Here is a 23,241-nt window from a genome sequence, read left to right as displayed (position 1 = left end):
GATCGGGCGGTCGGAGAAGACAGAGGAGAAGGCGCATGTCGTCCCCTGAGCAATGGACGCACCCTGAGCCGGACGCAGCGCCGGCCGCCACTGCCGCGAAACCGACAGCGGAACAGGTGATCGCAGGCTTGCGAGCGACAGACGAGGGCGGCGCCGACCTGGTGCAGCTCCTCACCCCCGAGGGTGAGCGCGTCACGCACCCCGACTTCGACATCGACATCACGCCGGAGGAGCTGCGCGGTCTGTACCGCGACATGGTCCTGATCCGCCGGGTCGACCGCGAGGCCAACGCCCTGCAGCGCAAGGGCCAGCTCGGCATCTGGGTGCCGCTGCTCGGTCAGGAGGCCGCGCAGATCGGCGCCGGCCGCGCGATGCGCGAGACCGACATGGCCTTCCCGAGCTACCGCGAGCACGGCATCGCGTGGACGCGCGGGATCAGCCCGACCGAGCTCCTCGGCATCTTCCGCGGCACCGACCAGGGCACGTGGGACCCGGTCGAGAAGCGCTTCCACCCGTACACGATCGTCATCGGCAACCAGGTCCTCAACGCGGCCGGGTACGCGATGGGCCAGAAGTTCGACGGCAAGGTCGGCGACGACGAGGGAGAAGCCACCATGTGCTTCTTCGGTGACGGCGCGACCAGCCAGGGTGACGTGCACGAGGGCTTCGTGTGGGCCGCGGTCTACGACGCGCCGCTCGTCTTCTTCTGCCAGAACAACCAGTGGGCCATCTCCGAGCCCACCGAGCGCCAGTCGCGCCTGCCGCTGTACCAGCGCGCCCGCGGCTACGGCTTCCCCGGCATCCGCGTCGACGGCAACGACGTCCTCGCGACGCTCGCCGTGACGAAGTGGGCGCTCGACGAGTGCCGCCACGGCAACGGCCCGATCCTGATCGAGGCGTTCACCTACCGGATGGACGCGCACACCACCTCCGACGACCCGACCCGCTACCGGCTGTCGGACGAGCTGGAGATGTGGAAGCTCAAGGACCCGATCGAGCGCGTGAAGGTCTACCTCGTGCGCCAGCAGTGGGCCGACAGCGAGTTCTTCGAGAGCGTCGAGGCCGACGCCGACCAGCTGGGCGAGGAGCTGCGGGAGTTCTGCACGAACATGCCCGACCCGCCCGCTGAACGGATCTTCAGCAACGTCTACGCCGAGGGCAACCCCAACCTCGAAGCGCAGCGCGACGAATTCCTCGACTACGTCTCGGGTTTTGCTGGAGGTGAGCACTGATGGCTGCTCCGACGATGGATCGTTCGACCGCCGCTGCCCCGGCGACCCCGGTGCAGACGCTCACGATCTCCAAGGCGCTCAACATGGGCCTGCGGGCGGCCATGGAGGCCAACCCCAAGGTCATCATGATGGGCGAGGACATCGGCAAGCTCGGTGGCGTCTTCCGCATCACCGACGGCCTGCAGAAGGACTTCGGTGAGCAGCGCGTGCTCGACACGCCGCTCGCGGAGTCCGGCATCATCGGCACCGCCGTCGGCCTCGCGATCCGCGGCTACCGCCCGGTGTGCGAGATCCAGTTCGACGGCTTCATCTTCCCGGGCTTCGACCAGATCGTGTCGCAGGTCGCGAAGCTGCACTACCGCACGCAGGGCAAGATCAAGATGCCCATCGTGATCCGCGTGCCGTTCGGTGGCGGCATCGGTGCCGTCGAGCACCACTCGGAGTCGCCGGAGTCGTACTTCGCGCACACCGCCGGCCTCAAGGTCGTCTCGTGCTCGAACCCGTCCGACGCGTACTGGATGATCCAGCAGGCGATCGACTGCGACGACCCGGTGCTGTTCTTCGAGCCCAAGCGCCGCTACTACGAGAAGGGCGAGGTCGACACGACGGCCGCGCCGGGCAAGCTGTTCGAGTCGCGCGTGCTGCGTCAGGGCACGGACGCGACGCTGGTGGCGTACGGCCCGATGGTCCGCACTGCTCTCGACGCCGCCAACGCGGCCTCCGAGGACGGCACGTCGCTGGAGGTCATCGACCTGCGCACGCTGTCGCCGCTCGACCTGGCACCCGTGTTCGAGTCGGTGCGCCGCACCGGCCGCCTGGTCGTCGTGTCCGAGGCGCCGTCCGAGTCCTCGATCGCCAGCGAGATTGCGGCCAAGGTCCAGCAGGAGTGCTTCTACTCGCTGCAGGCACCGGTGCTGCGGGTGACCGGTTTCGACACCCCGTACCCGCCGTCGAAGCTCGAGGAGGAGTTCCTCCCCGACCTCGACCGGGTGCTGCACGCCGTCGACCGCTCTCTCGCCTGGTAAGGGGACAACCGGAAATGCCGCAGTACAAGCAATTCCCCCTGCCCGACACGGCGGAGGGGCTGACCGAGGCCGAGATCCTCACCTGGCACGTGAAGCCCGGTGACACCGTCACGGTCAACCAGATCATCGTCGAGATCGAGACGGCCAAGGCCGCCGTCGAGCTGCCCTGCCCGTGGGCGGGCGTCGTGACGGAGCTGCTGGCCGAGCCGGGTCAGACCGTCGAGGTCGGCGTCCCGATCATCACGATCGACACCGACCCCGGTGGCGCCGCGGCACCCGCCGCCCCGGCTCCGGCCGCCGCCGAGGCCAACGGCGCCTCGTCCGGCAAGATCGGCGAGGAGATGCCGGGCGGGCGCATCGCGACGCTCGTCGGCTACGGCCCGAAGTCCGGTGCCGCGAAGCGCCGTGCCCGCAAGGACACCGGTGCCGCTCCGGCCGCCGCCGCGGTGGCTCCGCCGGCGCCCGCTCCCGCGCCTGCTCCTGCTCCCGCTCCCGTGGTGGTCGCCGCTCCGGCGCAAGCGCCGGGTGGCTACGTGCCGCTGGCCAAGCCTCCGGTCCGCAAGCTGGCCAAGGATCTCGGCGTCGACCTGCACGCGTTGACGGGCTCCGGCCCCGGTGGCGTCATCACGCGCGAGGACGTCGAAACCGCCGTCTCCGCCCCCGCCGCCGCTCCGGCTGCCGCCGCGTCCCACGTGGACAACGGCACGCGCGAACGCCGGGTGCCCATCAAGGGCGTCCGCAAGGCGACCGCGCAGGCGATGGTGGACAGCGCGTTCACCGCACCGCACGTCACCGAGTTCCTGACGGTCGACGTGACCCCGATGATGGAGCTGCGCGCGCGCCTCAAGAACGCGCCGGAGTTCCGCGGCGTGAAGCTGACCCCGCTGGCGTTCTGCGCCAAGGCGGTGGTCCTCGCGGCCCGCCGCACGCCGGACGTCAACGCCACCTGGGACGCGGCGGCGAACGAGATCGTCTACAAGGACTACGTGCACCTGGGCATCGCGGCCGCCACGCCGCGCGGCCTGGTGGTCCCGAAGGTCCGCGACGCCGACCGGATGTCGTTGAAGGAACTGGCGATCGCGCTCGACGAGCTCGCCACCGTCGCCCGCGAGGGCAAGACGTCCCCGGCCGACATGATGAACGGCACCATCACGATCACCAACGTCGGCGTCTTCGGCGTCGACACCGGCACGCCGATCCTCAACCCGGGCGAGTCCGCGATCCTCGCCCTGGGCGCGATCCGCGACATGCCGTGGGTGGTCGACGGCGAGATCAAGGTCCGCAAGATCTGCCAGCTCGCGTTGTCGTTCGACCACCGCGTGGTCGACGGGCAGCAGGGCTCGCAGTTCCTGGCCGACGTCGGCGCGCTGCTGGCCGAGCCGGGCATCGCGATGACCTACTGAGGTAGCCCGTGACGAGGCCCCCGCACTCCGGTGCGGGGGCCTTTTCGCTGTTCAGCCGCTCATTCGGCAATTCAGGTTGACCCTCCAGCAACTGGAGGGTCCACAGTGGGTCCGTGACGCGCTACCAGATCGGCGAGCTCGCCAGGATGACCGGACTCACCGTCCGCACCATCAGGTTCTACTCCGACTCGGGCCTCATCCCGCCCGTGGACAGAACAGCCGGCGGCTACCGCACCTACGACGCCGACGCCGTGGCGAGGCTGAAGCTGGTCCGCACGCTCAGGGACCTGGGCGTGGACCTGCCGACCGCCGGCCGCGTACTGGCGCGCGAGGTGTCGGTGACCGACGTGGCGCGGGCACACGCGGATGCGATCGACGCGCAGATGAAGACGTTGCGGCTGCGCCGTGCCGTTCTGCGCGCCGTCGCCAAAGGAGGGGAGATGGAACTGATGAACGAGTTGGCACGCATGTCGGACGAGGAGCGCCAGCGGATCCTCGACGACTTCTTCGAGGAGGTGTTCGGGCCCTACGAGCTGGACCCGCGGTTCGAGCAGCACATGCGGTCCGTGCGGATCGAGCTGCCGGACGACCCGACGACCGAGCAGCTGGAGGCGTGGGTCGAGCTCGCGAAACTCGTGCAGGACCCGGACTTCCGCGCCTCGGTGAAGCGGATGTCGCAGCAGCACGAGGAAAAGCGCCGTGCGGGCGAGGACATGGGCCCGCCGCGGGGTGACGACCAGATGGCGGCGTTCACCTTCGCGATCGACCAGGCCCGCGAGGCCCTCGACGCGGGCATCGCGCCGGACTCCGAGCAGGCGCGCGAGGTCGTGGACCGGGTGAACGCGAACTGGGCGCGGGCCCTGGGCCTGCCGGACGACGAGCACCTCGTGACGAAGCTGCGCGAGTTCGCGGACTTCGCGGACCCGCGGGCCGAGCGGTACTGGGTGCTGATCGCGAAGGTCAACGGCTGGCCGGCCACGCCGGACCACTCGCGGGAGCGGACCTGGCTGAGCGAGGCCGGGCAGCCGTTCGGATAAGCCCTTCCTGGGCGACGGGAACCAGCTGGGCGCCCAGCTCGTTCCTGTGGCAACGAAGGGGGATCGTGATGTCTGCGTTGTTCGAGATTCTCGGGGGAGTCCTCGGCGAGGTCTTCGGGCCGGGCGGGGACGACCACTCGCGCGGGGACGGCGACGTCTTCCTCGACGGCGAGTGGCAGGAGGGTGAGCTGTTCTTCGGGCCCACCAAGATCATCTGGGATGAGCGGATCGTCTTCAGCGACGACGAGGGCAGGGTCGAGCAGATCGTCGACCAGGACCCGCCGCACCCCGGCTTCGTGGTCCTGCACTTCCGCAGGCCCGCCGACGTCGTGCTGCTCGCCGTGCACCGCCGCGAGCTCGACCGCGTGCGTGCCGTCCTGCGGCTACCGCTCTAGGTTCCCTCAGGCGTTGACCGGGACCGGCGGGACTTCCTTGTGCGGCGGGTTGACCGGCGCCTGCGCCTTCTGCGAGCGGCGCGCGATGATGCGGCGGCCGAGCTCGATCGCCGGGTGCTCGACCCAGCGGAACACGATGTCCGCCAGCAGCAACGACACCAGCGTCACCACGACGGCCGTGAGCGTGCCGTAGACCTGGAAGCGCGGCAGCATCGAGGCGACCATGAAGCCCGCGATGCCCTGGAACAGGTACAGCGAGTACGAGCGGTCGCCGACGAAGCGCATCGGCGCGGTCGACAGCACCCACGTGGCGGGGTTGCGGTTCATCAGCGACACGATCAGCGCCGCCGTCAGCACCGCGTAGCCCAGCAGCAGCACCACGGCGTTGCCGGTGGAGTGCCAGAGCGTCTCCATGTTCACGTGCAGCACGACGAACGCGATGATCGAGACCGGCGCGACCAGCGGATGCGTCAACGGCTGGACGAACGCGTACAGGCGCTTGCTGTTCATGACGATCGCCAGCAGAGCGCCGACCAGCAGCACCACGTAGTGCACCGACGACGTGTAGAGCGCGCTCATCGAGTACGCGGTGTACCAACCACCCGTGAGCGGGATGAGGGCGATCAGCACGGCCATCGCACCCAGCGCGATGTACACGCGCCGACGAGCCGCGGCGACTCCGGCGACGACCATCAGCGCGGGCCACACGAGGTAGAACTTCTGCTCGATGCCGAGCGTCCACGAACCGGAGAAGTAGTCGTTCGGCGCGCCCGCCATGCCCGCCGGCAGGAACTCGTTCATGAACGGCAGGTAGTACTTCAGCGTCTCCGGGTAGCGGATCGTGAAGAAGTCACCGCGCAGGTAGAAGAACGCCATGATGAAGAAGAAGATCACGAAGTACGGCGGCATGATCCGGAAAACGCGCCGGATGTAGAAGTTCTTGAGCGAGATCCGGCCCTTGGTGTCCTGCTCGCGCAGCAGCAACGTGGTGATCAGGAAGCCGGAGAGCACGAAGAACAGGTAGACGCCGACCCAGCCGGAGAGCCACTTCCACTCGGCACCGCCGAAGTGGAACACCACCACGATCACGGCCGCGAACGCCCGCAACCCGTCGAGCGCGGGGAAGCGCCGCATCTCCATGAACTCGGCATGGGTCAACGTGCGCACGGCGTTCCTCCAGGGTGGGGTCGCCCAGACCACGGGGCGCCCGGCACATTACCAAACGCCGCAGATCGCGGGCCGGGGCGCACGTCCGGGCTGTCCTGGGCGAGAAGTCCGACCGGCTCGACCCTTGACGGCCTGCACCCGGCCTGGCCTGGCAGCCCACCATGTCGGTGGCCAGTTCGGATTCCCCGCTGGCGGCCACTTGGCGGAAGTCATCTGGCCGCGGGTGTCAGTGCGGTGCGTGACGGCAACCGGAGCATGTGGGGTTCCGGCGTTCTTCAGTCCCAGAAGTTGAAGAGCGCTTCGCCGAGGGTGCCGGGCCGCCAGCACCTGATGTCGCTTGACGAGATGTGGGGCCAAGTCGTGGCGTCGAACGGGCCGTTCAGCTCGGACGGGGTGAGCACTTGGGATCCCGGCAGCAGCGTGGCCAGCGCAGCCACCAGCTCAGGGGCGTCGACGAACGTCAGCGGGCCCGACTCCACGGCGCCGTCGACGAAATCGATGGTCCGGGGCTCTGCGATGCCCAGCACCGCCGAGTCGCGCGTGCAGGCGACAGCGACCGTGCGCTCGCGGTAAGCGACAAGCCCCTGGTGGAAGTTGGGTGTCACACGGCCGGCGAGGCGGAACTCGATCACGTTGCCGCCGGTGCGACGGGCAGCCGCATAACAGGCATGCCGGAAGTCGCGGACGTCCGTCATCCGGTGAAGATACCGCCGATGGTCCTCGGTGCCCGGATGCGGTGACTCAGCCGGAACCGCCGCTGTTCGTGCGCTGGCCGCCCAAGGGGATTCCTGCTGGCCGCTGTCATCCGCACCTGGGCCACCACCCCGGCACGAAGCCGATCGTGGTGTGCCGGGGTAACGCCCTTCATGCCGTCCGCGGTTCGTTGGCGCGGCTCGCGGTGGACGGGGTCTTCAAGCCTCGCAAGACCCCGCCCCCTCGGACGGCCCGAAGTGATCAACTCACTTGATCTGCATGCCGGAGATCGCGCGCGACACCACGAGCCGCTGGATCTCCGAGGTCCCCTCGAAGATGGTGAAGATCTTGGCGTCGCGGTGCATCCGCTCCACCGGGTGCTCCCGGGTGTACCCGGCGCCACCGAGGATGTGGATCGCCCGCTCGGTCGCCCACACCGACACCTCGGACGCCTTGAGCTTCGACATCGAGCCCTCGCCCGCGGTGAACGGCACGTTGTTGCGCCCCATCCACGCCGCGCGCCACACCAGCAGGCGGGACGCGTCGATCTCCATCTTCATGTTCGCGAGGTCGAAGGCGATCGACTGGTTCTCGATGATCTTGCGGCCGAACGCCTCGCGGTCCTTGGCGTAGTCGAGCGCGTAGTCGTAGGCGGCGCGGGCGACGCCGACGGCCATGGCGCCGACGGTCGGGCGGGTCGTCTCGAACGTCGCCATCGCGGCCTGGCCGCCGGCGCGCTGACCTTCGCGGGCGCGGGCGAGCCTGGCCTCCAGGCGTTCGCGGCCGCCGAGGACGCAGCGGCCGGGGACGCGCACGTCGTCGAAGAAGACGTCGGCCGTGTGCGAGGCGCGCATGCCGTGCTTCTTGATCTTGCCGGGGGACGACACACCGGGTGTGCCGGGCGGGACGATGAAGCCCGCCTGGCCGCGGGCGCCCAGTGCGGGGTCGACGACGGCGGTGACGACGTGCACGTTCGCGATGCCGCCGTTGGTGGCCCACGCCTTCTGGCCGTTGATGACCCACTCGTCGGTGGCCTCGTCGTACCGGGCGCGCGTGCGGTAGCCGGCGACGTCGGAGCCCGCCTGCGGTTCGGAGGCGCAGAACGCGGCGAGCTTCGGGTCCGACTCGTCGCCGAAGCACTCCGGCACCCACTCGGCGAGCTGCTCGGGTTCGCCGCCCGCGAAGATGCCCGCGACGGCGAGGCCGGTGCCCATCAGCGACAGCGCGATGCCGGCGTCACCCCAGAACAGCTCCTCGGTGGCGATCGGCAGGGACAGGCCGATCGGGTCGGCGAACCAGGTCGCGAGGGCCTCGAAGCCGTAGAGGCCGATCTTCGCGGCCTCCTGGATCACGGGCCACGGCGTCTCCTCGCGCTCGTCCCACTCGGAGGCCGCCGGCCTGATCACGTCACGAGCGAAGCCGTGCACCCAGTCGCGCAGGTCGGTCTGGTCTTCGTTCAGCTCGAGCGAGAAGCCACCCACTGAGTCACTCCCAAGAGAAAGTTCGGTCAGGCCTTCGGGATGTTGAACAGGCTCATGAACCCGGCCGCGAACCCCAGGTCGCCCTTCACCTTCAGCTTGCCCGTCATGAACAGCACGGGGGCGGAGGCGTTGCCGGTCGCGAGCTTGAGGAAGTCGGCGGGCGTCAGCGTGACGATGGCGCGTGCCTCGCGCGTCACGCCCTTGTTGATGGTGCACTCGGCGTTCTCGATGATCGCCTCGTAGACGTCTTCGAGCACGTGGAAGTGCACGACGGCCTTCGTCGCGCCCGCCCGGTCCGCGCGGAAGTGGACCTCCATGCGGCGGAAGACCTCGTCCAGCACGCGCACCCGCAGGGCGTCGTCGGCCACGACGGCCTCGATCTGGTCCTTCGAGGCGCGCGAGATGATGCGGGCGAAGTTGGACGGGTCCATCTTCGACAGGTCGAGGTCGGCGCCACCGTCGGCGAGGGCGCCGAGCGCCTTCAGCAACGCCGCGAAGTCGTCCTTGCCCAGCTTCTTCGGGTCGATGCCGCGCGCGATGACGTCGATGTCGACGTCCTTGAGGGCGGGGTCGTCCGGCGAGACCTGCTGCAACGTGCTGATCAGCTCGGCAGGGCTGAGCTTCGCGATCGCCTCGGTGGTGAGGTCGAGCGTCATGGGGACACCTCCTGGTACCTACTCGCGAGTAAGACTACTGGCGAGTAGATAGGGCGGCAAGCCGATCGGATAATCTTGTCCCTTCGGGACGAGGGGTAGTGATGCGCACAGAAGGTCGAGCCAAGCGCTTGCCACGCGCGGTGCGTGAGCGGCAGATCATGGACGCCGCCGTCGACGTGTTCTCGCGGCTCGGCTTCCACTCCGCCTCGATGGACGAGATCTCCGAGGTCGCGGGCATCTCAAAGCCGATGCTCTACGCCTACCTCGGGTCGAAGGAAGAGCTGTTCGCGACCTGCATCCGGCGTGAGGCGACGCGGATGATCGAGGCCATCGCGACGGGTGTCGAGCCCGACCAGGAACCCGACGTGCAGCTGTGGAGCGGCCTGCGCGCGTTCTTCGGGTTCGTCGGGGAGAACAGGGCGAGCTGGCAGGTGCTGCACCGGCAGGCGTCCACACAGGGCGGTCCGTTCGCGATCGAGCTCACGGACATGCGCGGCCGCGCGGTGTCACTGGTCGCGGCGCTGCTCACCCAGTCCACGAAGGCCCCGGCGACCGAGCTCGAGGCCGAGTCGCTGGCCGCCGCGCTGGTCGGGGCGGGCGAGTCGCTCGCGGACTGGTGGCTCGACCACCCGGAGGAGCCCGCGGGCGTCGTCGCCGCCCGCCTCATGAACCTCGTGTGGATGGGCTTCGGCGACCTCGTCGACGGCACCGTGTGGCATCCGCCGTCACGTCGCTGAACCGAGCAGATGGGGCCCCTTGCCCCAGACGGCGAACTTCCAGCCGTCGGCGTCCTCGTGCGCGGAGAACTCGACGCGACCAGGGATGAGCAGCGGCTTCTTGAACCGGACGTCGACCGTCACGGACTCGGGCAGCCGCCCTTCCAGCGCGGCGAGGCACCGGGCCTTGGTCCACATGCCGTGCGCGATGGCGCGCGGGAAGCCGAACAGCCTGGCGCCCAGCGGGTGCAGGTGGATCGGGTTGCGGTCGCCGGACGCCGCGCCGTAGCGCCGCCCGATGTCCGCGGGCACCCGCCACACCGCAGAGCCGGCCGGCCGTTGCGGGTCCTCACCGGAGCCCGCCGAGCGTCCGGTGCGCCGCAGGTAGGTCGACACCCCGGCCCAGACACCGGAAACCGACGTCACGACGTCGACCTGCGTGCCCTGCGGGTGCGGCCGCAGATCGCGCGCCGACACCGTGATCTCCAGCGGCTCGTCGGGCGCCAGCGGGCGTGACTGCGTGATCCGGTTCGCGACGTGCACGAGGCCCGGCAGCGGGAACGGGAACCCGGCGCCGGACATCAGCCTCATCTGCAGCGGGAAGCCGAGCACGTGCGGGTACGTCAGCGGCAGCGCGTCGCGCAGGCCGAAGCCGCACACCGCGTTGTAGGCCGACAGGTGCTCCAGCGACACGTCGATCGAGGCCGAAACGGGTTCGGCGGTCAGGGTTTCCCCGCGCCGGAACGACGTGAGGGCCGCACGCAGCAACATCAGGCCCCCAGCAGCATCTGGCCGCACACGCGCACGACGTTGCCGTTCACGCCACCGGATCCCGGCGAGGCGAACCACGCCACGGTCTCGGCGACGTCCACCGGCAGACCGCCCTGCGACAGGCTGTTCATCCGCCTGCCGACCTCGCGGGTCGCGAACGGCACGGCCGCGGTCATCTTCGTCTCGATGAAGCCGGGCGCGACGGCGTTGATCGTGGCGCCGCGGGAGGCGAGCACGGGCGCGAGCGTCTGGACCATGCCGATGACACCGGCCTTCGACGTGGCGTAGTTGGTCTGGCCGACGTTGCCCGCGATGCCGGCGATCGAGGACACCCCGACGATCCGCCCACCGGGTCGCAGCACGCCGCCGTGCAGCAGCGCGTCGTTGACCCGCTCCTGGCAGGCGAGGTTGACCTCCAGCACCGCGTCCCACTTGTCGGCGTCCATGCGCGCGAGCGTCTTGTCGCGCGTGATGCCCGCGTTGTGCACGACGACGTCCACGCCGCCGTGCCGTTCGAGCAGGTAGGAGGTCAGCTTCGCCGGGTCGCCGGTGATGTCGAGCTGCAACGCCGACCCGCCGATGGCGTTCGCCACCTTCGACAGGTCCTCCCCCGCCGCGGGCACGTCGAGGCAGACCACGTGGGCTCCGTCGCGGGCGAGGGTGGCGGCGATCGCCTCGCCGATGCCCCGCGAGGCGCCCGTGACCAGCGCGACCTTGCCCTGCAGGGTGCCGGTCGGCGAGTTGCCGGACACGTGGATGACCTGCCCGGACACGTACGCCGACCGTCCGGACAGCAGGAACCGCAGCGTCGACTCCACGCCTTCCTCGGCGCCGTCGTGGACGTGGACGAGGTTCGCCGTGCCGCCCTTGCGCAGCTCCTTGCCGACCGAGCGCACGAATCCTTCGAGTGCCCGCTGCGCCACGGAGTCCGGCGACCGCCCGATGACGACCACGCGTCCGCACGACCCGAGCTGCGTGATCACCGGGTGGAAGAAGTCGTGCAGCCGGCGCAGGTCGGCGACCGTGCTGATCTCGGACGCGTCGAACACGAGCGCGCCGTAGGGGGCGGACCCCGTTTCCAGCTGCCGGAGGAAGGGCAACCGGCTCGCGCCGCCGACGAGCACCGGCGTGGCCAGTGCGGCGTCCCGGCGGAGGGGGTGCGGGTTCGGCAGGCCGAGCCTGCGGACGAGCTGGCGGCCCAGCCCTGACGTCGCGAACTTCTGGTACCTGTCCACGCACAACAACCTACTCGCTAGTAAGTCTACCCGCTAGTAGGTAGTATGCCGGCATGCGAGTAGCGATCATCGGCGGCAACCGCATCCCGTTCGCCCGCTCGAACGGCCCGTACGCCACCGCGTCGAACCAGGACATGTTCACGACGGTGCTCGACGGCCTGGTCAGCCGCTTCGGGCTGCAGGGCGAGCGCCTCGGCGAGGTGGTCGCGGGAGCCGTCCTCAAGCACTCGCGCGACTTCAACCTCGTCCGCGAGTCGGTCCTCGGCAGCAGGCTCAGCCCCGAAACCCCCGCCTACGACCTGCAGCAGGCGTGCGGCACCGGTCTGCAGGCGATCATCGCCGTGGCCAACAAGATCGCGCTCGGGCAGATCGAGGCGGGCATCGCGGGTGGCGTCGACACGACCAGCGACGCCCCGATCGGCGTCAACGAGAACTTCCGCAAGCTGCTGCTGGAGTTCAACCGCACCCGCAAGATCAGCCTGCTGACCAGGCTCCGCCCGAGCCACGTCGTCCCGCACCTGCCGCGCAACGGCGAACCGCGCACCGGCATGTCCATGGGCGAGCACGCGGCCATCACCGCCGCCCGGTACGGCATCACGCGCGAGGACCAGGACGAACTGACCGCGCGCAGCCACCGCAACCTCGCGCGCGCCTACGACGAGGGTTTCTTCGACGACCTCGTCACCCCGTACCTCGGCCTGACCCGCGACCAGAACCTCCGTCCGGACAGCAGCGTCGAGAAGCTCGCGAAGCTCGAGCCGGTCTTCGGCGACACGATGACCGCCGGCAACTCGACCCCGCTCTCCGACGGCGCCTCCGCGGTCCTGCTCGCCACCGAGGAGTGGGCCGCCGCGCGCAAGCTGCCGGTCCTCGCGTACCTGACGTTCGCCGAGACCGCCGCGGTCGACTACGTGCACGGCGACGAGGGCCTGCTCATGGCACCCGTGCACGCCGCACCGCGCATGCTCGACAAGGCGGGCATCACGTTGCAGGACTTCGACTTCTACGAGGTGCACGAGGCGTTCGCGTCGCAGGTGCTCGCCACGCTCAAGGCGTGGGAGGAGGAGCTCGGTGTGATCGACAGGGAGAAGCTGAACGTCAACGGCTCGTCGCTCGCGGCCGGACACCCGTTCGCCGCGACCGGTGCCCGGATCGTGGCGACCCTGGCGAAGCTGCTGCACCGGAAGGGAAGTGGACGCGGGTTCGTGTCCATTTGTGCCGCGGGCGGCCAGGGCATCACTGCGATTCTGGAACGGTGACGCGGTAAGGCTTGCCGAAGACGAGGGTCGCTCATGCACACTTTCCGGACCGCAGTGCCGCGGATCCGGGGGTGGGGCGTGGGGGACCTGGAAGTCGATCCCGAGAGAGATCCGGTGCTGGCGCGTGCGCTGGTCGGCACGCTCCGCGACGAGTGGCGGCCGGCGGCGGACGCGATGAGGTCGGCGCGCGAGTGGGAACGCCGCGCCTACATCACGCTGACGCTGGCCACGGCGGCGAAGCGGCGCGTCGAGTGGCTCAGGAGGTGGCTGAAGGCCCGCCCGGGCGACGCCGACGCCACCGCCGTGCACCACGCGATGGAGTCGCTCAGCGGCCACTAGCGCGGCGGATCACCCGCGGCCACCTCAGTCGAGCAGCGACCACGCGGCCGTGCACGACGCCGTCACGGTGATCTGCTGCGCCTTCAGGTTCAGCTGGTCGACCATCCCCGCAGGCCCCGCCATCTCGAACGACGCGGCGCCGCTCATCATCCGCGGCGAGTAGTGCGCGCCGCCCTCCGTGTCACCGATGCGCAGCAACGGGCCGAGCCGCCGCCCCAGCGCCGTGGCGTAGCCCTCGGCGCGACGCAACGCATCGGCCACGGCTTCCCGTTGCGCCTCGCGGATGGCCTCGGTGTCGTCGACGAGCGCCCACGTCGGGCCGTTGATCCAGGACGGCTCGGCCTGCACGAGCTCGGCCAGCAGGGCGTCGAGGCGGTCGAGGTCCTTCACCCAGATCACGTACTGCTGCTGGGCGCGGCTGCCGACGCGCTGGTTGTTGTCCCAGTTGTCGTGCACGGACAGCTGCCGCGACCGCACCTCGAACTCCCCGAGCAGCGGCTCGACGGCGGAGATGCGCTGGTTGAGCGTGCTCACCGCCTCGGAGCGTTCGGCGCCGAGAGCCTCGAACGTCACGTCCACCTGGGCGCGGTCGGCGGTGCGCTCGACCTCGCCGGTCCCCTTCGTCACGACTTCAGCCACGGGAACCAGCCAACCCGCACCGCCCGCCATCCGCAACTATTCGTCTCTGTTGCTCCATCGCCAGAAAGCTCTATACGCAACGCCCGCGGCCGTCCGGAACGCAGCCTCGTGCTGACGGGCTTGCGAGGCGTCGGCAAGACGGTGCTGCTCGGCGAGCTGCGGTCGATGGCCGTGAAGCGCGGCTGGGGCGCGGGCAAGGTCGAGGCGGTCCTCGGGTCCCTCATCGCTGTCGCCCGCGCGGGACTCGCTCATCGAGAAAGGCCTGGTCTGCAGCGCGGAACGGGGTCAGATCGCCTTCACCGTGCCGCACTTCGGGCGGTTCCTGCTGGGGTGGAGAACTGACGGACACCTCCGCCCGTTGTCCGGTCGTTCACGTTGTCAGCCGATGATTCATCGGCATGTGCCCCAACTCACCGGACAATCACGTGCTTCTGCGCTCGGCAAGGTGCATACTTGAGTTACCAGCCGACAAGACCTCGAAGAGGGAAGTGCAGACCGAGATGAACTTCGCAGCGAAGCTCCGCGCCCGTCGTGCCGAGGCGCGCAACCGGAAGGCCGTGGCTCGCGCGATCGACATGGCGACCACCCCGTCCATGCGTCACGAGCTGATGGCAATCGCCCAGGCTCAGGTCACCACCTTGCGCTGACCCCACGAACCCGGCACTCGCACCGCGCCCCGATGCGGGTGCCTCCCCAACGGGAACCCCTGGAGCACCTCCCGCGCTCCAGGGGTTTCATTTTGTTAAACGTGATCCACGCCACAGTATGGTGGTGTTGTAACAGCGCGCGTCGGTACGCCGATGTCACTGTTGACCTCGCGGTGCTGTCGGACCCCCGACCTGGCAGCACCGCGAGGTTTCTTGTTTGCTGGAGACATGAAGATCGCCGTGCTCGGCACCGGCCTCATGGGTGCCCCCATCGCAGCCAACCTCGCCGCGGCCGGACACGAGGTCCGGGTCTGGAACCGCACGCGGGCGAAGGCCGAACCTCTCGCCGCCGAGGGCGCCACCGTCGCCGGCACCCCCGCTGACGCCGTCGATGGCGCCGAAGTCGTGCTGACCGTGCTCAACGACGGTGTCACCGTCACCGAAGCCATGCAGGCCGCGGCTCCCTCGCTGGCGCACGACGCCGTCTGGGTCCAGGCGTCCACCGTCGGCGTCGAGGCGACCGAGGACCACATCGCGCTCGCCCGGTCGCTCGGGCTGGAGTTCGTGGACGCGCCCGTGCTCGGCAGCACGAAGCCGGCGGCCGAGGGCCAGCTCGTCGTGCTCGCCTCCGGTGCCGAGGAACTGCGCGACCGGGTGCAACCCGTGTTCGACGTGATCGGCTCCCGCACGATGTGGGTCGGCGAGGCCGGGGCGTCGTCGAAGCTCAAGCTCGTCGCGAACAGCTGGGTGCTCGCGCTGACCGCGGCGGTGGGCGAGGCCGTGTCGCTAGCCGAGGCGTCCGGGCTCGACCCGAAGCTGTTCCTGGAGGCCGTGTCCGGTGGTCCCCTCGACTGCGCCTACCTGCAGATGAAGGGCAACGCGATCATCGAGCGGTCCTTCCCGCCCGCGTTCACCGTGCAGAACGCCCTGAAGGACGCGTTGCTCGTGAACCAGGCCGCGGTGCGCGCGGGCATCCAGCTCGACGTGGCCCAGGCGTCGAGCGCACGGCTGAACCGCGCTGTCACCAAGGGGCACGGTGACGAGGACATGGCCGCGTCCTACTACGCGAGCTTCGGATAAGCCCGACGATCGGCCGGTCCGGCGGGGCGTGCGGGCTCAATAGCTTGAGGTGGTGAACAGACTCGCACGCTCCCTGCTGGCGTTCGGCCTGGCATCGGCACAGGTCGCCGCCACCGCCGCCGTGGTGTCCGCCGCCCCCGACATCGAAGACCGCCTCGCCGCCCTTCCCGGCGTGCGGATCATCAGCGAGGGGACGTCCGGCACCGCGCGGACGTTCGTCCTCGGCATCGAGCAGCCCGCGGACCACCGCAAGCCGCGCGGCCAGAAGTTCGAGCAGCGGTTCTCGTTGCTGCACAAGGCGGAAGCCAAGCCGATGGTGCTGCACACCTCCGGCTACCACCTGTCCGGCACGGTCAGCGCCTCCGAGCCCGCGCGGCTCGTCGACGGCAACCAGATCAGCGTGGAGCAGCGGTTCTTCGCGCCGTCGCGCCCGTCGCCCGCCGACTGGGACGACCTGACCATCTGGCAGGCGGCCAACGACCACCACCGGATCGTCACCGCGTTCAAGAAGATCTACGGCGCGAAGTGGCTGTCGACCGGTGCCAGCAAGGGCGGCATGACGTCGATCTACCACCGCCGGTTCTTCCCGCGCGACGTCGACGCGACCATCGCGTACGTCGCGCCGAACGACGTGGTGAACGACCGCGACGTGTACGGCGAGTTCATCCGCGAGGTCGGCGACGACCCGTCGTGCAACCGGCGCCTGGAAGGCGTGCAGCGGCAGGTCCTGCAGCACCGCGACGAGTTCGTCGCCCGCCTGGAGGCCAAGGGGTACACCTACAGGCAGTTCGGCGGCGCGCACCGGGCGCTGGAGGTGCTGGTCCTCGACACGCCGTTCACGTTCTGGCAGTACGGGACCCAGGACCAGTGCGCCCTGGTGCCGGGCGCGGGTGCCTCGGTGGACGACCTGTGGACGTTCATCGACAAGACCGTCGGCTTCGACTTCTACACCGACGCGGGCGTCGCGCCGTACGAGACCTACTACTACCAGGCCGGAACGCAGCTGGGCTGGCCGGAAGCGGACGAGTCCGCGGTGCGCGACCTGTTGCGCCACCCCGGTTCGAGCGTTCCGCGCACGATGGTGCCCGACACGATCCGCTTCCCGCGCTTCGACAAGCGCGCGATGGCCGACATCGACCGCTGGGTGCGCCACCAGGGCTCGCGGCTGCTGTTCGTGAACGGCGAGAACGACCCGTGGAGCGCCGAGCCGTTCACCCTGGGCCGCGGCACGCGCGACTCGCTGTCGTTCACGGTGCCGGGCGGCAACCACGGCGCGAACATCGCCCGCCTGCCCGAAGCCGACCGCGCCGCCGCGACGGCCGCCGTCCTGCGCTGGGCCGGCGTCTCCTCGGCCCCCGCCGCGGCACTCGCCGTGGACGAGGGCCCGGACTCGCTCGACGCGCTGCGGGCCCGCCGGGGCTGAGGCACGCTGGAGGCGTGAAGCCGTTGCTCGTCGTCGACGCCGCCAACGTCGTCGGGTCGGTGCCCGACGGGTGGTGGCGCGACCGGGCGGCCGCGGCCGAACGCCTCCGCGACGCCCTGCGCGGCCGTGACGAGGAAGTCGTCCTGGTCGTGGAGGGCAAGGCGCGCAACGTTTCCTCCGTCGAAGACGTCCGTGTCGTCGCCGCACCCGGAGACGGCGACGACACGATCGTCGAGGTGGTGCGCGAGGAGGGCGCCGGCCGCGCCGTGACCGTCGTGACGGCCGACCGCGAGCTGAGGCAGCGGGTGACCGCCCTGGGCGCCGAGGTGGCGGGACCCACCTCGGTCCCGCGCCGCTAGAGCCGGAAGAGTCGTTCGAGGACCTGCGCGACACCGTCCTCGGTGTTCGGCGGCGCGTGGTTGCCGCAGGCCTGCTTCACGAGCGGGTGCGCGTTGCCCATCGCGTACGCCGTGCCGGCCCACCCGAGCACCGACAGGTCGTTCGGCATGTCGCCGAACGCGATGACCTCATCCTTGCCGATTCCCCTTGCGCCGCACAGCCTTTCGAGCGTCGCCGCCTTCGACACACCGGGCGGGCTGATCTCCAGCAACCCGAGACCGCCCGAGTGCGTGACCGCGACGTGCTGCCCGACGGCCTCCCTGGCGATCTCCATCATGTGGTCGCTCTCGGCGTCCGGCGCCCACGCGAGCATCTGCACGACCTGGTGCGCCTCGTCGAAGACGTGGTCGAGCAACTCCAGCGTCCGATGTGGATTGCCCGGCCCGAACCCCCGGAACCCCGGCTCGCACAGCACTTCCAGCCCGGTCTCGACCGCGATGCCGACACCGGGGATCACCTCGGCCAACGCCTCCGACACCTTCCGCACGACGTCGAGCGGAACCGTCTGCGCATGCGTCACCTCGCGGTGGGTGAGGTCGTAGAGCATCGCGCCGTTGGAGCAGATCGCCGTGCCGGTCAGCCGCAGGTCCTGCACGAACCGCGGCGGCCGCGCGGTGACGACCACGACGTCCGCCTCGACGGCGTCGAGCGCGGCGCGGGTGCGGTCGCTGAGCACGCCGCCCGGTCGCAGCAGCGTGCCGTCGAGGTCGGTCGCGATCAGCTTGAACACCGGCCGATTATCGTGCCTGGCGACGGCGTGGACGAAGACCTTTTCGCCGAGGGCGGAGGTGGCGGCTCGCAGGTGCGGTGCCGCATTCCCGCCCTCTCGGGCAGGATCGTCGCATGACGCATCGAGTGAACGACATGCCGTTGCCGCTCTGGCTCCCCGAGTCCGGCTCCGGCCCCGGCATCGTGCTGATCCAGGAGATCTTCGGCCTGGACGGCTACCTGCGGGGCATCGCGGAGAAGCTCGCCGCGCTCGGGTACGTCGTGGCGGTGCCCGAGCTGTTCCACCGCTTCCAGCCCGGCTGGGTGGGCGAGCACGACGAGGCCGGCATCCAGCGGTCGATGGAGGTCGTCGGCAACCTCGACTTCCCGCTCGCCGTGCAGGACGTCGTGGCGTCGGTGCAGTACCTGCGCGGACTGCCCGAGGTGAGCGGTGGTGTCGGTGTGCTCGGCTTCTGCCTCGGCGGCACGCTGGCGTACAACGCGGCCGTCGCGTCGGACCCGGACACGGCCGTGTCGTTCTACGGTTCCGGTGTGCCGGACCAGATCGGCACGCTCGGCGAGGTGTCGTGCCCGATCCTGTTCCACTTCGGCACCGAGGACGCGTACATCACCGAGTACCGGAAGGTCGTGGACGCGGTGGAGGGGCACGACAACGCCGAGATCCACCTGGAGCCCGCGGGCCACGCGTTCCTCAACCACCTCGGTCCCTGGTACGACCAGGCCGCCGCCGACCGCGCCTGGGACCTCACCGCGCAGTTCCTCGCGCGCACGCTGCCCGTCTAGGCGATGCACGGCACCGCGAGCTGCTGCGAGAAGAACTTCTCCAGCGGCTTGCGGTGCAGGCGGCGTTCGACGGCGATCAGCTCGTTGCGGCGGTAGTGCCGGACCTGCGTGCTCGTGACGACGAAGCCGTTGCGCTCGGCCGTGGGCATCTCGTCGTAGAGCAGGGCGTGTTGTCCCTGCGTCACCACGACGTCGGCGAGGCCGTCCGGGATCTCGCCCGCCCGTGTCGCGATGGTCGCGGCCAGCGCGTCCGGGCGGTTGCGCAGCCTGCGGTGCGGCCACGGGACGCCGTGGTGCTCGGCTTCCAGGGTGCGGTGCAGTGCTCGGGCGGCGTGCCGGATCGCTTTGATCGAGTCGCCGGTGAGCACGTGCGCCTGCGGGTGGTCGAGGGTGGTGTCGCGGCGGAAGCCGGCGCAGACGACGACCCTGTCGTACCGCAGTTCGCCGGTGCCGTCGATCGTGGCGACGAACTCCTCGCCGTCCTTGCGGATCCGCTGCACGGTCCGTCCCACGGTGTGGGTGAGGCGGGCGGTGGCCGAGATGTTGTCCGCCGTCTCGAACGCGCTGTGCCCGCGACCGATGATCAGCACCCTCTTGCCCGCGTACTCGGTCGGGTCGGTGCTCGCGCTCGCGTACGTCTCCGCGTTCTCGACGCCCGGAATGCTGGGCAGGTGGGGCTTTTTGCCCGTCGCGATGATGACGTGCCGCGCGTTGAAACGGCTCAGGTCGCTGACCGGTGTGTTGTACCGGACGTTCAACGGCCGCGCGAAGTCCTCCAGATAGCGCACCAGGTCGTCGGCGTTCGGGAAAGCCCTTTTGCTGTAGCGCGAGAACGGCGCTCCGTCGAACAACCAGTTGTCGTCGGTCGAGAGAACGCGGTGCCGCGGGAACGTCCGGAAGAAACCCGCCGGTTCCGGATCCGCCTCCACGACCAGGTAGTCACGGCCTGCGCGGTGCAGGAAACTCCCCATCTGCAAGCCCGCCGGACCCGCACCGATCACCAGGTACTCCACCATCACGCACCTCCCGGCGTCCTCTACGCCAAAGATGGCGCAAAAGTTCAGCCGGGCGGTTGACGTCCACCATGTGGATTCCGGCCTGGTTCGGTCGACCAGAAGGCATCTCGTCCTCGTTGTGCTGATCGGCCCAACGGCTTTCGCCCTCGCGGCGGCACTGCTGTGGACGGCGCTGGGACTTCCCACCGCGCCGACGAGTCGTCTCGACGTCATCAAGGTCGCGCTGACCGTCGTCGCGGGCATCGGCGATGTCGTCGCCCTCACGTTCGACGGCGCGGAGTTCAACGGCGGCGAGGTGTCGTTCCGCGGCGCCCGGTTCACCGGCGGCGAGAAGCCGGGACTGCGGCTGCCGTGAATTGTCGGTGGCGGCTGCGAAGATCACCGGCATGGGAACCTGGGACATCGGCCACTTCGACAACGACAGCGCCGCGGACTTCTCGGCCGCACTGCGCGAGGCGTCGGAGACCGAACGCGAGAACATCATCCGCACCGCTCTGACCAGCACGATCGAGTCCGACGAGTTCCTCGACAGCGACGAGGCGTGCCAGGCGGTGGCCTCGGCCGCGCTGATCGCCGCACAGCTGCCGGGCGGCACGCCGGTCACCACCGCGTACGGTCCGGGCGTGCCGATGCCCGCCTTCTCGCCGGAGGTGCGCGCTCTGGCCGTGCAGGCGCTGGACCGCGTGCTGGCGCCGGAATCGGAGCTGCTCGAGCTGTGGGACGAGGCCGGGTACGGTCCGAAGTGGCGGGAAGGCATCGACGAGCTCAAGGCCGTCCTTCTCACCTGATGGACGCCGGAACAGCACGACCGTCCACAGTGTTGGATACGGCCGTGACGACTGTGAAGCGCCGTGCCCGTGTCCGTGCCCCCGAACTCGCAGGCCGCGGCTGGCTGAACACCGGTGACGCCACGGTCAGCCTGAAGGACCTGCGCGGCAAGGTCGTGCTGCTCGACTTCTGGACGTTCTGCTGCATCAACTGCCTGCACGTCCTCGACGAGCTGCGGCCGCTGGAGGAGGAGTTCGAGGACGTCCTCGTCACGATCGGCGTGCACTCGCCGAAGTTCGTGCACGAGGCCGACCCGGACGCCCTGGCAGCCGCGGTCGAGCGCTACGAGGTGCACCACCCGGTCCTCGACGACCCGGAGCTCACCACCTGGCAGAACTACGCCGTGAAGGCGTGGCCGACGCTGGTCCTCGTCGACCCCGAGGGCTACGTCGTGCACGTCGCCGCGGGTGAGGGTCACGTCGAGGCGCTGAGGACCGTCATCGGCGAGCTGGTCGCGGAGCACGACGGGAAGGGCACGCTGCACCGCGGTTCCGGTCCGTACCGGGCCCCGGAACCGGCGAGCACCACGCTGCGCTTCCCGGCCAAGGCCGTCGTCACCCCCAGCGGCACGATCCTGGTGAGCGACTCTGCCCACCACAGCATCGTCGAGCTCGAGGCGGACGGCGAGACCGTCGTCCGCCGCATCGGCACCGGCGAGCGCGGCAGGCAGGACGGCACGTCACCGACCTTCTCCGAGCCCGCGGGCCTCGCGCTGGTGCCGAACACCCACGGCTACGACGTCGTCATCGCGGACACGGTCAACCACCTCCTCCGCGGCTTGGACCTGGCCACCGGCGAGGTCAGGACGCTCGCGGGCACCGGCGAGCAGTGGCGCGACGGCGAGACGGACGGCCCGGCGGACAAGATCGAGCTGACGAGCCCGTGGGACGTGGCGTGGTGGAACGGCGGCGTGGCCATCGCCATGGCCGGCAACCACACGCTGGGCTTCTTCGACCCGGAGGCGGGCACCGTCCGCCGCCTGGCCGGCACCACCGTCGAGGGCATCAACGACGGGCCGGCCGAGGGCGCCTTCTTCGCGCAGACGTCCGGGCTCGCGGCGGACGGCGACCGGCTGTGGATGGTCGACTCCGAGACGAGCGCGCTGCGCTACCTGGAGCACGGCGAGGTCCACACCGTCATCGGCAAGGGCCTGTTCGCGTTCGGGCACAAGGACGGCGACGCGGACGAGGCGCTGCTGCAGCACCCGTTGGGCGTCACGGTCCTGGACGACCACTCGGTGGTCATCAGCGACACCTACAACAACGCGGTCCGCCGCTACGACCCCGCGACGCGGACGCTGACGACCATCGCCACGGACGTCGCCGAGCCGTCCGACGCGCTGCTGGTCGACGGTGAGCTGGTCGTCGTCGCGAGCGCCGCCCACCGCCTGGAGCGGTTCGCGGCGTCCGCGACCAGGATCGACGGTGCCGCCCACGAGGTGAAGCGGCCGTCGACGGACATCGCGTCCGGGGCGTTCGAGCTCGCGGTCGTCTTCACCCCGCCGACCGGGACGAAGCTGGACGAGAGGTACGGCCCCTCGACGCGTTTGGAGATCACGAGCTCTCCCCCGGAGCTCATCCTCGAGGGTGCGGGCGTCAGCACCGAACTGGTACGGGCGTTGCGGATCAACGATCAGGTCACGAACGGCGTTCTGCACGTCGTAGCGCAGGCCGCCAGTTGCAGTGACGATCCTGCCGACGAACACCCGGTCTGCCGTCTGACCAGGCAGGACTGGGGGGTTCCCGTCCGAGTGGTTGCCGATGCACCTACCCGTCTGCCGTTGCTGATGGGCGGCATGGACGAGGGAGCTGGGCAAGCCACGTAGACTCTGCTGGTGCCTGATGTCAAGCTCGAGATCCAGATGCTCTACGACCGTGTGATGGTCCGCATCTCGCCGGAGGACGGCGAGCGGCGTTCCAGCGGAGGCATCGTGATCCCCGCTACGGCCCAGATGGCGAAGCGGTTGGCGTGGGGTGAGGTGTTCGGAGTCGGTACCGGAGTGCGCCACGTGAAGGTCGGCGACCGGGTGATGTTCAACCCGGAGGACCAGTTCGAGGTCGAGGTGCAGGGCACCACGTACCTCGTGATCAGGGAACGCGATCTCCACGCGGTGGCGACCGAGCTGACCGAGCACGGTACTGGTCTGTACCTATGAGCCGCCGATTCGTGATCTGCGCCTGATAGCTGCACACATATGCCACCTCAGGAGAGACAGGCAACGGGGAGAGCTGTGCCGTACGACGCTGACAAGACGAGAGCGATGCCTCCGGTGGGTCCCGGCGGCACGT

The 23,241-nt window shown here is 69.8% G+C and carries 26 protein-coding genes and 1 pseudogene; 18 read left to right on the top strand and 9 right to left on the bottom strand.

Annotated features, from left to right (window positions below):
* The first annotated feature begins 35 nt into the window (after positions 1–35).
* The 5 genes from pdhA (at position 36) to L6E10_RS20105 (ending at position 5,092) form a co-directional block, all read left to right on the top strand.
* Positions 36–1,232, top strand: a complete 1,197-nt coding sequence (gene pdhA, locus L6E10_RS20125; protein ID WP_236221009.1) for a pyruvate dehydrogenase (acetyl-transferring) E1 component subunit alpha — start codon at positions 36–38, stop codon at positions 1,230–1,232.
* On the top strand, positions 1,232–2,257 hold the full coding sequence (locus tag L6E10_RS20120; RefSeq protein WP_236221008.1) for an alpha-ketoacid dehydrogenase subunit beta: 1,026 nt from the start codon (positions 1,232–1,234) through the stop codon (positions 2,255–2,257). The genes pdhA and L6E10_RS20120 overlap by 1 nt, the downstream gene beginning before the upstream one ends.
* 14 nt (positions 2,258–2,271) lie before the next feature.
* Positions 2,272–3,660, top strand: coding sequence for a dihydrolipoamide acetyltransferase family protein (locus L6E10_RS20115; protein WP_236221007.1), 1,389 nt, complete (start codon positions 2,272–2,274; stop codon positions 3,658–3,660).
* Positions 3,661–3,773: 113 nt separating this feature from the next.
* Entirely contained in the window at positions 3,774–4,697 is a 924-nt protein-coding gene (locus L6E10_RS20110) for a MerR family transcriptional regulator (protein WP_236221006.1), read from the top strand.
* 68 nt (positions 4,698–4,765) lie between these two features.
* Entirely contained in the window at positions 4,766–5,092 is a 327-nt protein-coding gene (locus L6E10_RS20105; RefSeq protein ID WP_236221005.1) for a hypothetical protein, read from the top strand.
* Between the two features lie 6 nt (positions 5,093–5,098).
* Here L6E10_RS20105 and L6E10_RS20100 read toward each other — a convergent pair whose 3' ends face one another.
* From L6E10_RS20100 to L6E10_RS20085, 4 genes are all read right to left on the bottom strand, one after another.
* A complete protein-coding gene (locus L6E10_RS20100; RefSeq protein WP_236221004.1) occupies positions 5,099–6,259 on the bottom strand; it encodes an acyltransferase in 1,161 nt (386 codons plus the stop codon).
* Positions 6,260–6,534: 275 nt separating this feature from the next.
* Entirely contained in the window at positions 6,535–6,954 is a 420-nt protein-coding gene (locus L6E10_RS20095; RefSeq protein ID WP_236221003.1) for a hypothetical protein, read from the bottom strand.
* A gap of 264 nt (positions 6,955–7,218) precedes the next feature.
* On the bottom strand, positions 7,219–8,433 hold the full coding sequence (locus L6E10_RS20090; protein ID WP_236221002.1) for an acyl-CoA dehydrogenase family protein: 1,215 nt from the start codon (positions 8,431–8,433) through the stop codon (positions 7,219–7,221).
* Between the two features lie 26 nt (positions 8,434–8,459).
* Positions 8,460–9,089: an SCP2 sterol-binding domain-containing protein gene (locus L6E10_RS20085; RefSeq protein ID WP_236221001.1), complete on the bottom strand. Its 630-nt coding sequence runs from the start codon at positions 9,087–9,089 to the stop codon at positions 8,460–8,462.
* Between the two features lie 101 nt (positions 9,090–9,190).
* On the opposite strand from L6E10_RS20085, the gene L6E10_RS20080 reads away from it, so the two are divergent.
* Positions 9,191–9,826 (top strand): TetR/AcrR family transcriptional regulator, encoded by a 636-nt coding sequence (locus L6E10_RS20080; RefSeq protein ID WP_236221000.1) that lies wholly within the window; start codon positions 9,191–9,193, stop codon positions 9,824–9,826.
* Here the strand turns inward: L6E10_RS20080 and L6E10_RS20075 are convergent.
* Positions 9,815–10,576 (bottom strand): MaoC/PaaZ C-terminal domain-containing protein, encoded by a 762-nt coding sequence (locus tag L6E10_RS20075; RefSeq protein ID WP_236220999.1) that lies wholly within the window; start codon positions 10,574–10,576, stop codon positions 9,815–9,817. The two genes, L6E10_RS20080 and L6E10_RS20075, sit on opposite strands and share 12 nt — an antisense overlap.
* Complete coding sequence (locus tag L6E10_RS20070; RefSeq protein ID WP_236220998.1) at positions 10,576–11,811, bottom strand: 3-oxoacyl-ACP reductase; 1,236 nt, start codon at positions 11,809–11,811, stop codon at positions 10,576–10,578. The genes L6E10_RS20075 and L6E10_RS20070 overlap by 1 nt, the downstream gene beginning before the upstream one ends.
* A gap of 53 nt (positions 11,812–11,864) precedes the next feature.
* Here L6E10_RS20070 and L6E10_RS20065 point away from each other — a divergent pair, with 53 nt between their 5' ends.
* Positions 11,865–13,070, top strand: a complete 1,206-nt coding sequence (locus tag L6E10_RS20065) for an acetyl-CoA C-acetyltransferase (RefSeq protein WP_236220997.1) — start codon at positions 11,865–11,867, stop codon at positions 13,068–13,070.
* A gap of 78 nt (positions 13,071–13,148) precedes the next feature.
* On the top strand, positions 13,149–13,409 hold the full coding sequence (locus tag L6E10_RS20060; RefSeq protein ID WP_236220996.1) for a hypothetical protein: 261 nt from the start codon (positions 13,149–13,151) through the stop codon (positions 13,407–13,409).
* A 24-nt stretch (positions 13,410–13,433) separates the two neighbouring features.
* On the opposite strand, the gene L6E10_RS20055 is transcribed toward L6E10_RS20060, so the two are convergent.
* Positions 13,434–14,048 (bottom strand): SIMPL domain-containing protein, encoded by a 615-nt coding sequence (locus tag L6E10_RS20055; RefSeq protein WP_236220995.1) that lies wholly within the window; start codon positions 14,046–14,048, stop codon positions 13,434–13,436.
* Between the two features lie 72 nt (positions 14,049–14,120).
* Between L6E10_RS20055 and L6E10_RS20050 the strand changes: the two are divergent.
* From L6E10_RS20050 to L6E10_RS20030, 5 genes and pseudogenes are all read left to right on the top strand, one after another.
* A pseudogene (locus L6E10_RS20050) lies at positions 14,121–14,255 on the top strand (ATP-binding protein); the annotation flags it as partial.
* A 281-nt stretch (positions 14,256–14,536) separates the two neighbouring features.
* Positions 14,537–14,695, top strand: coding sequence for a hypothetical protein (locus tag L6E10_RS20045; protein WP_218130504.1), 159 nt, complete (start codon positions 14,537–14,539; stop codon positions 14,693–14,695).
* 228 nt (positions 14,696–14,923) lie between these two features.
* On the top strand, positions 14,924–15,775 hold the full coding sequence (locus tag L6E10_RS20040) for an NAD(P)-dependent oxidoreductase (RefSeq protein ID WP_236220994.1): 852 nt from the start codon (positions 14,924–14,926) through the stop codon (positions 15,773–15,775).
* A 52-nt stretch (positions 15,776–15,827) separates the two neighbouring features.
* On the top strand, positions 15,828–17,198 hold the full coding sequence (locus L6E10_RS20035; RefSeq protein ID WP_236220993.1) for a S28 family serine protease: 1,371 nt from the start codon (positions 15,828–15,830) through the stop codon (positions 17,196–17,198).
* A 14-nt stretch (positions 17,199–17,212) separates the two neighbouring features.
* Positions 17,213–17,557, top strand: coding sequence for an NTP pyrophosphohydrolase (locus L6E10_RS20030; protein ID WP_090103528.1), 345 nt, complete (start codon positions 17,213–17,215; stop codon positions 17,555–17,557).
* Here L6E10_RS20030 and L6E10_RS20025 read toward each other — a convergent pair.
* The gene (locus tag L6E10_RS20025; protein ID WP_236220992.1) at positions 17,554–18,327 is read right to left on the bottom strand and encodes an HAD family hydrolase; all 774 of its coding nucleotides are present in this window, start codon (positions 18,325–18,327) and stop codon (positions 17,554–17,556) included. The two genes, L6E10_RS20030 and L6E10_RS20025, sit on opposite strands and share 4 nt — an antisense overlap.
* Positions 18,328–18,440: 113 nt before the next feature.
* Here L6E10_RS20025 and L6E10_RS20020 point away from each other — a divergent pair, with 113 nt between their 5' ends.
* Entirely contained in the window at positions 18,441–19,109 is a 669-nt protein-coding gene (locus L6E10_RS20020) for a dienelactone hydrolase family protein (RefSeq protein WP_236220991.1), read from the top strand.
* Here the strand turns inward: L6E10_RS20020 and L6E10_RS20015 are convergent.
* Positions 19,106–20,125, bottom strand: a complete 1,020-nt coding sequence (locus L6E10_RS20015) for an NAD(P)-binding domain-containing protein (RefSeq protein ID WP_236220990.1) — start codon at positions 20,123–20,125, stop codon at positions 19,106–19,108. The two genes, L6E10_RS20020 and L6E10_RS20015, sit on opposite strands and share 4 nt — an antisense overlap.
* 118 nt (positions 20,126–20,243) lie before the next feature.
* Between L6E10_RS20015 and L6E10_RS20010 the strand changes: the two genes are divergently transcribed.
* Genes L6E10_RS20010 through L6E10_RS19995 form a run of 4 tightly spaced genes read left to right on the top strand, consistent with a single transcriptional unit; the run spans position 20,244 to position 23,108 of the window.
* Positions 20,244–20,480: a hypothetical protein gene (locus tag L6E10_RS20010; RefSeq protein ID WP_236220989.1), complete on the top strand. Its 237-nt coding sequence runs from the start codon at positions 20,244–20,246 to the stop codon at positions 20,478–20,480.
* A 31-nt stretch (positions 20,481–20,511) separates the two neighbouring features.
* A complete protein-coding gene (locus tag L6E10_RS20005) occupies positions 20,512–20,913 on the top strand; it encodes a DUF4259 domain-containing protein (protein WP_236220988.1) in 402 nt (133 codons plus the stop codon).
* Positions 20,913–22,778, top strand: coding sequence for an NHL domain-containing thioredoxin family protein (locus L6E10_RS20000; RefSeq protein WP_236220987.1), 1,866 nt, complete (start codon positions 20,913–20,915; stop codon positions 22,776–22,778). The genes L6E10_RS20005 and L6E10_RS20000 overlap by 1 nt, the downstream gene beginning before the upstream one ends.
* A gap of 9 nt (positions 22,779–22,787) precedes the next feature.
* Positions 22,788–23,108, top strand: coding sequence for a co-chaperone GroES (locus L6E10_RS19995; protein WP_176960089.1), 321 nt, complete (start codon positions 22,788–22,790; stop codon positions 23,106–23,108).
* Positions 23,109–23,241: the final 133 nt, after the last annotated feature.

The organism is Lentzea sp. CC55, assembly GCF_021056325.1.
GTDB classification, from domain to species: domain Bacteria; phylum Actinomycetota; class Actinomycetes; order Mycobacteriales; family Pseudonocardiaceae; genus Lentzea; species Lentzea jiangxiensis.
This window is presented reverse-complemented; position numbering and strand designations above follow the sequence as displayed.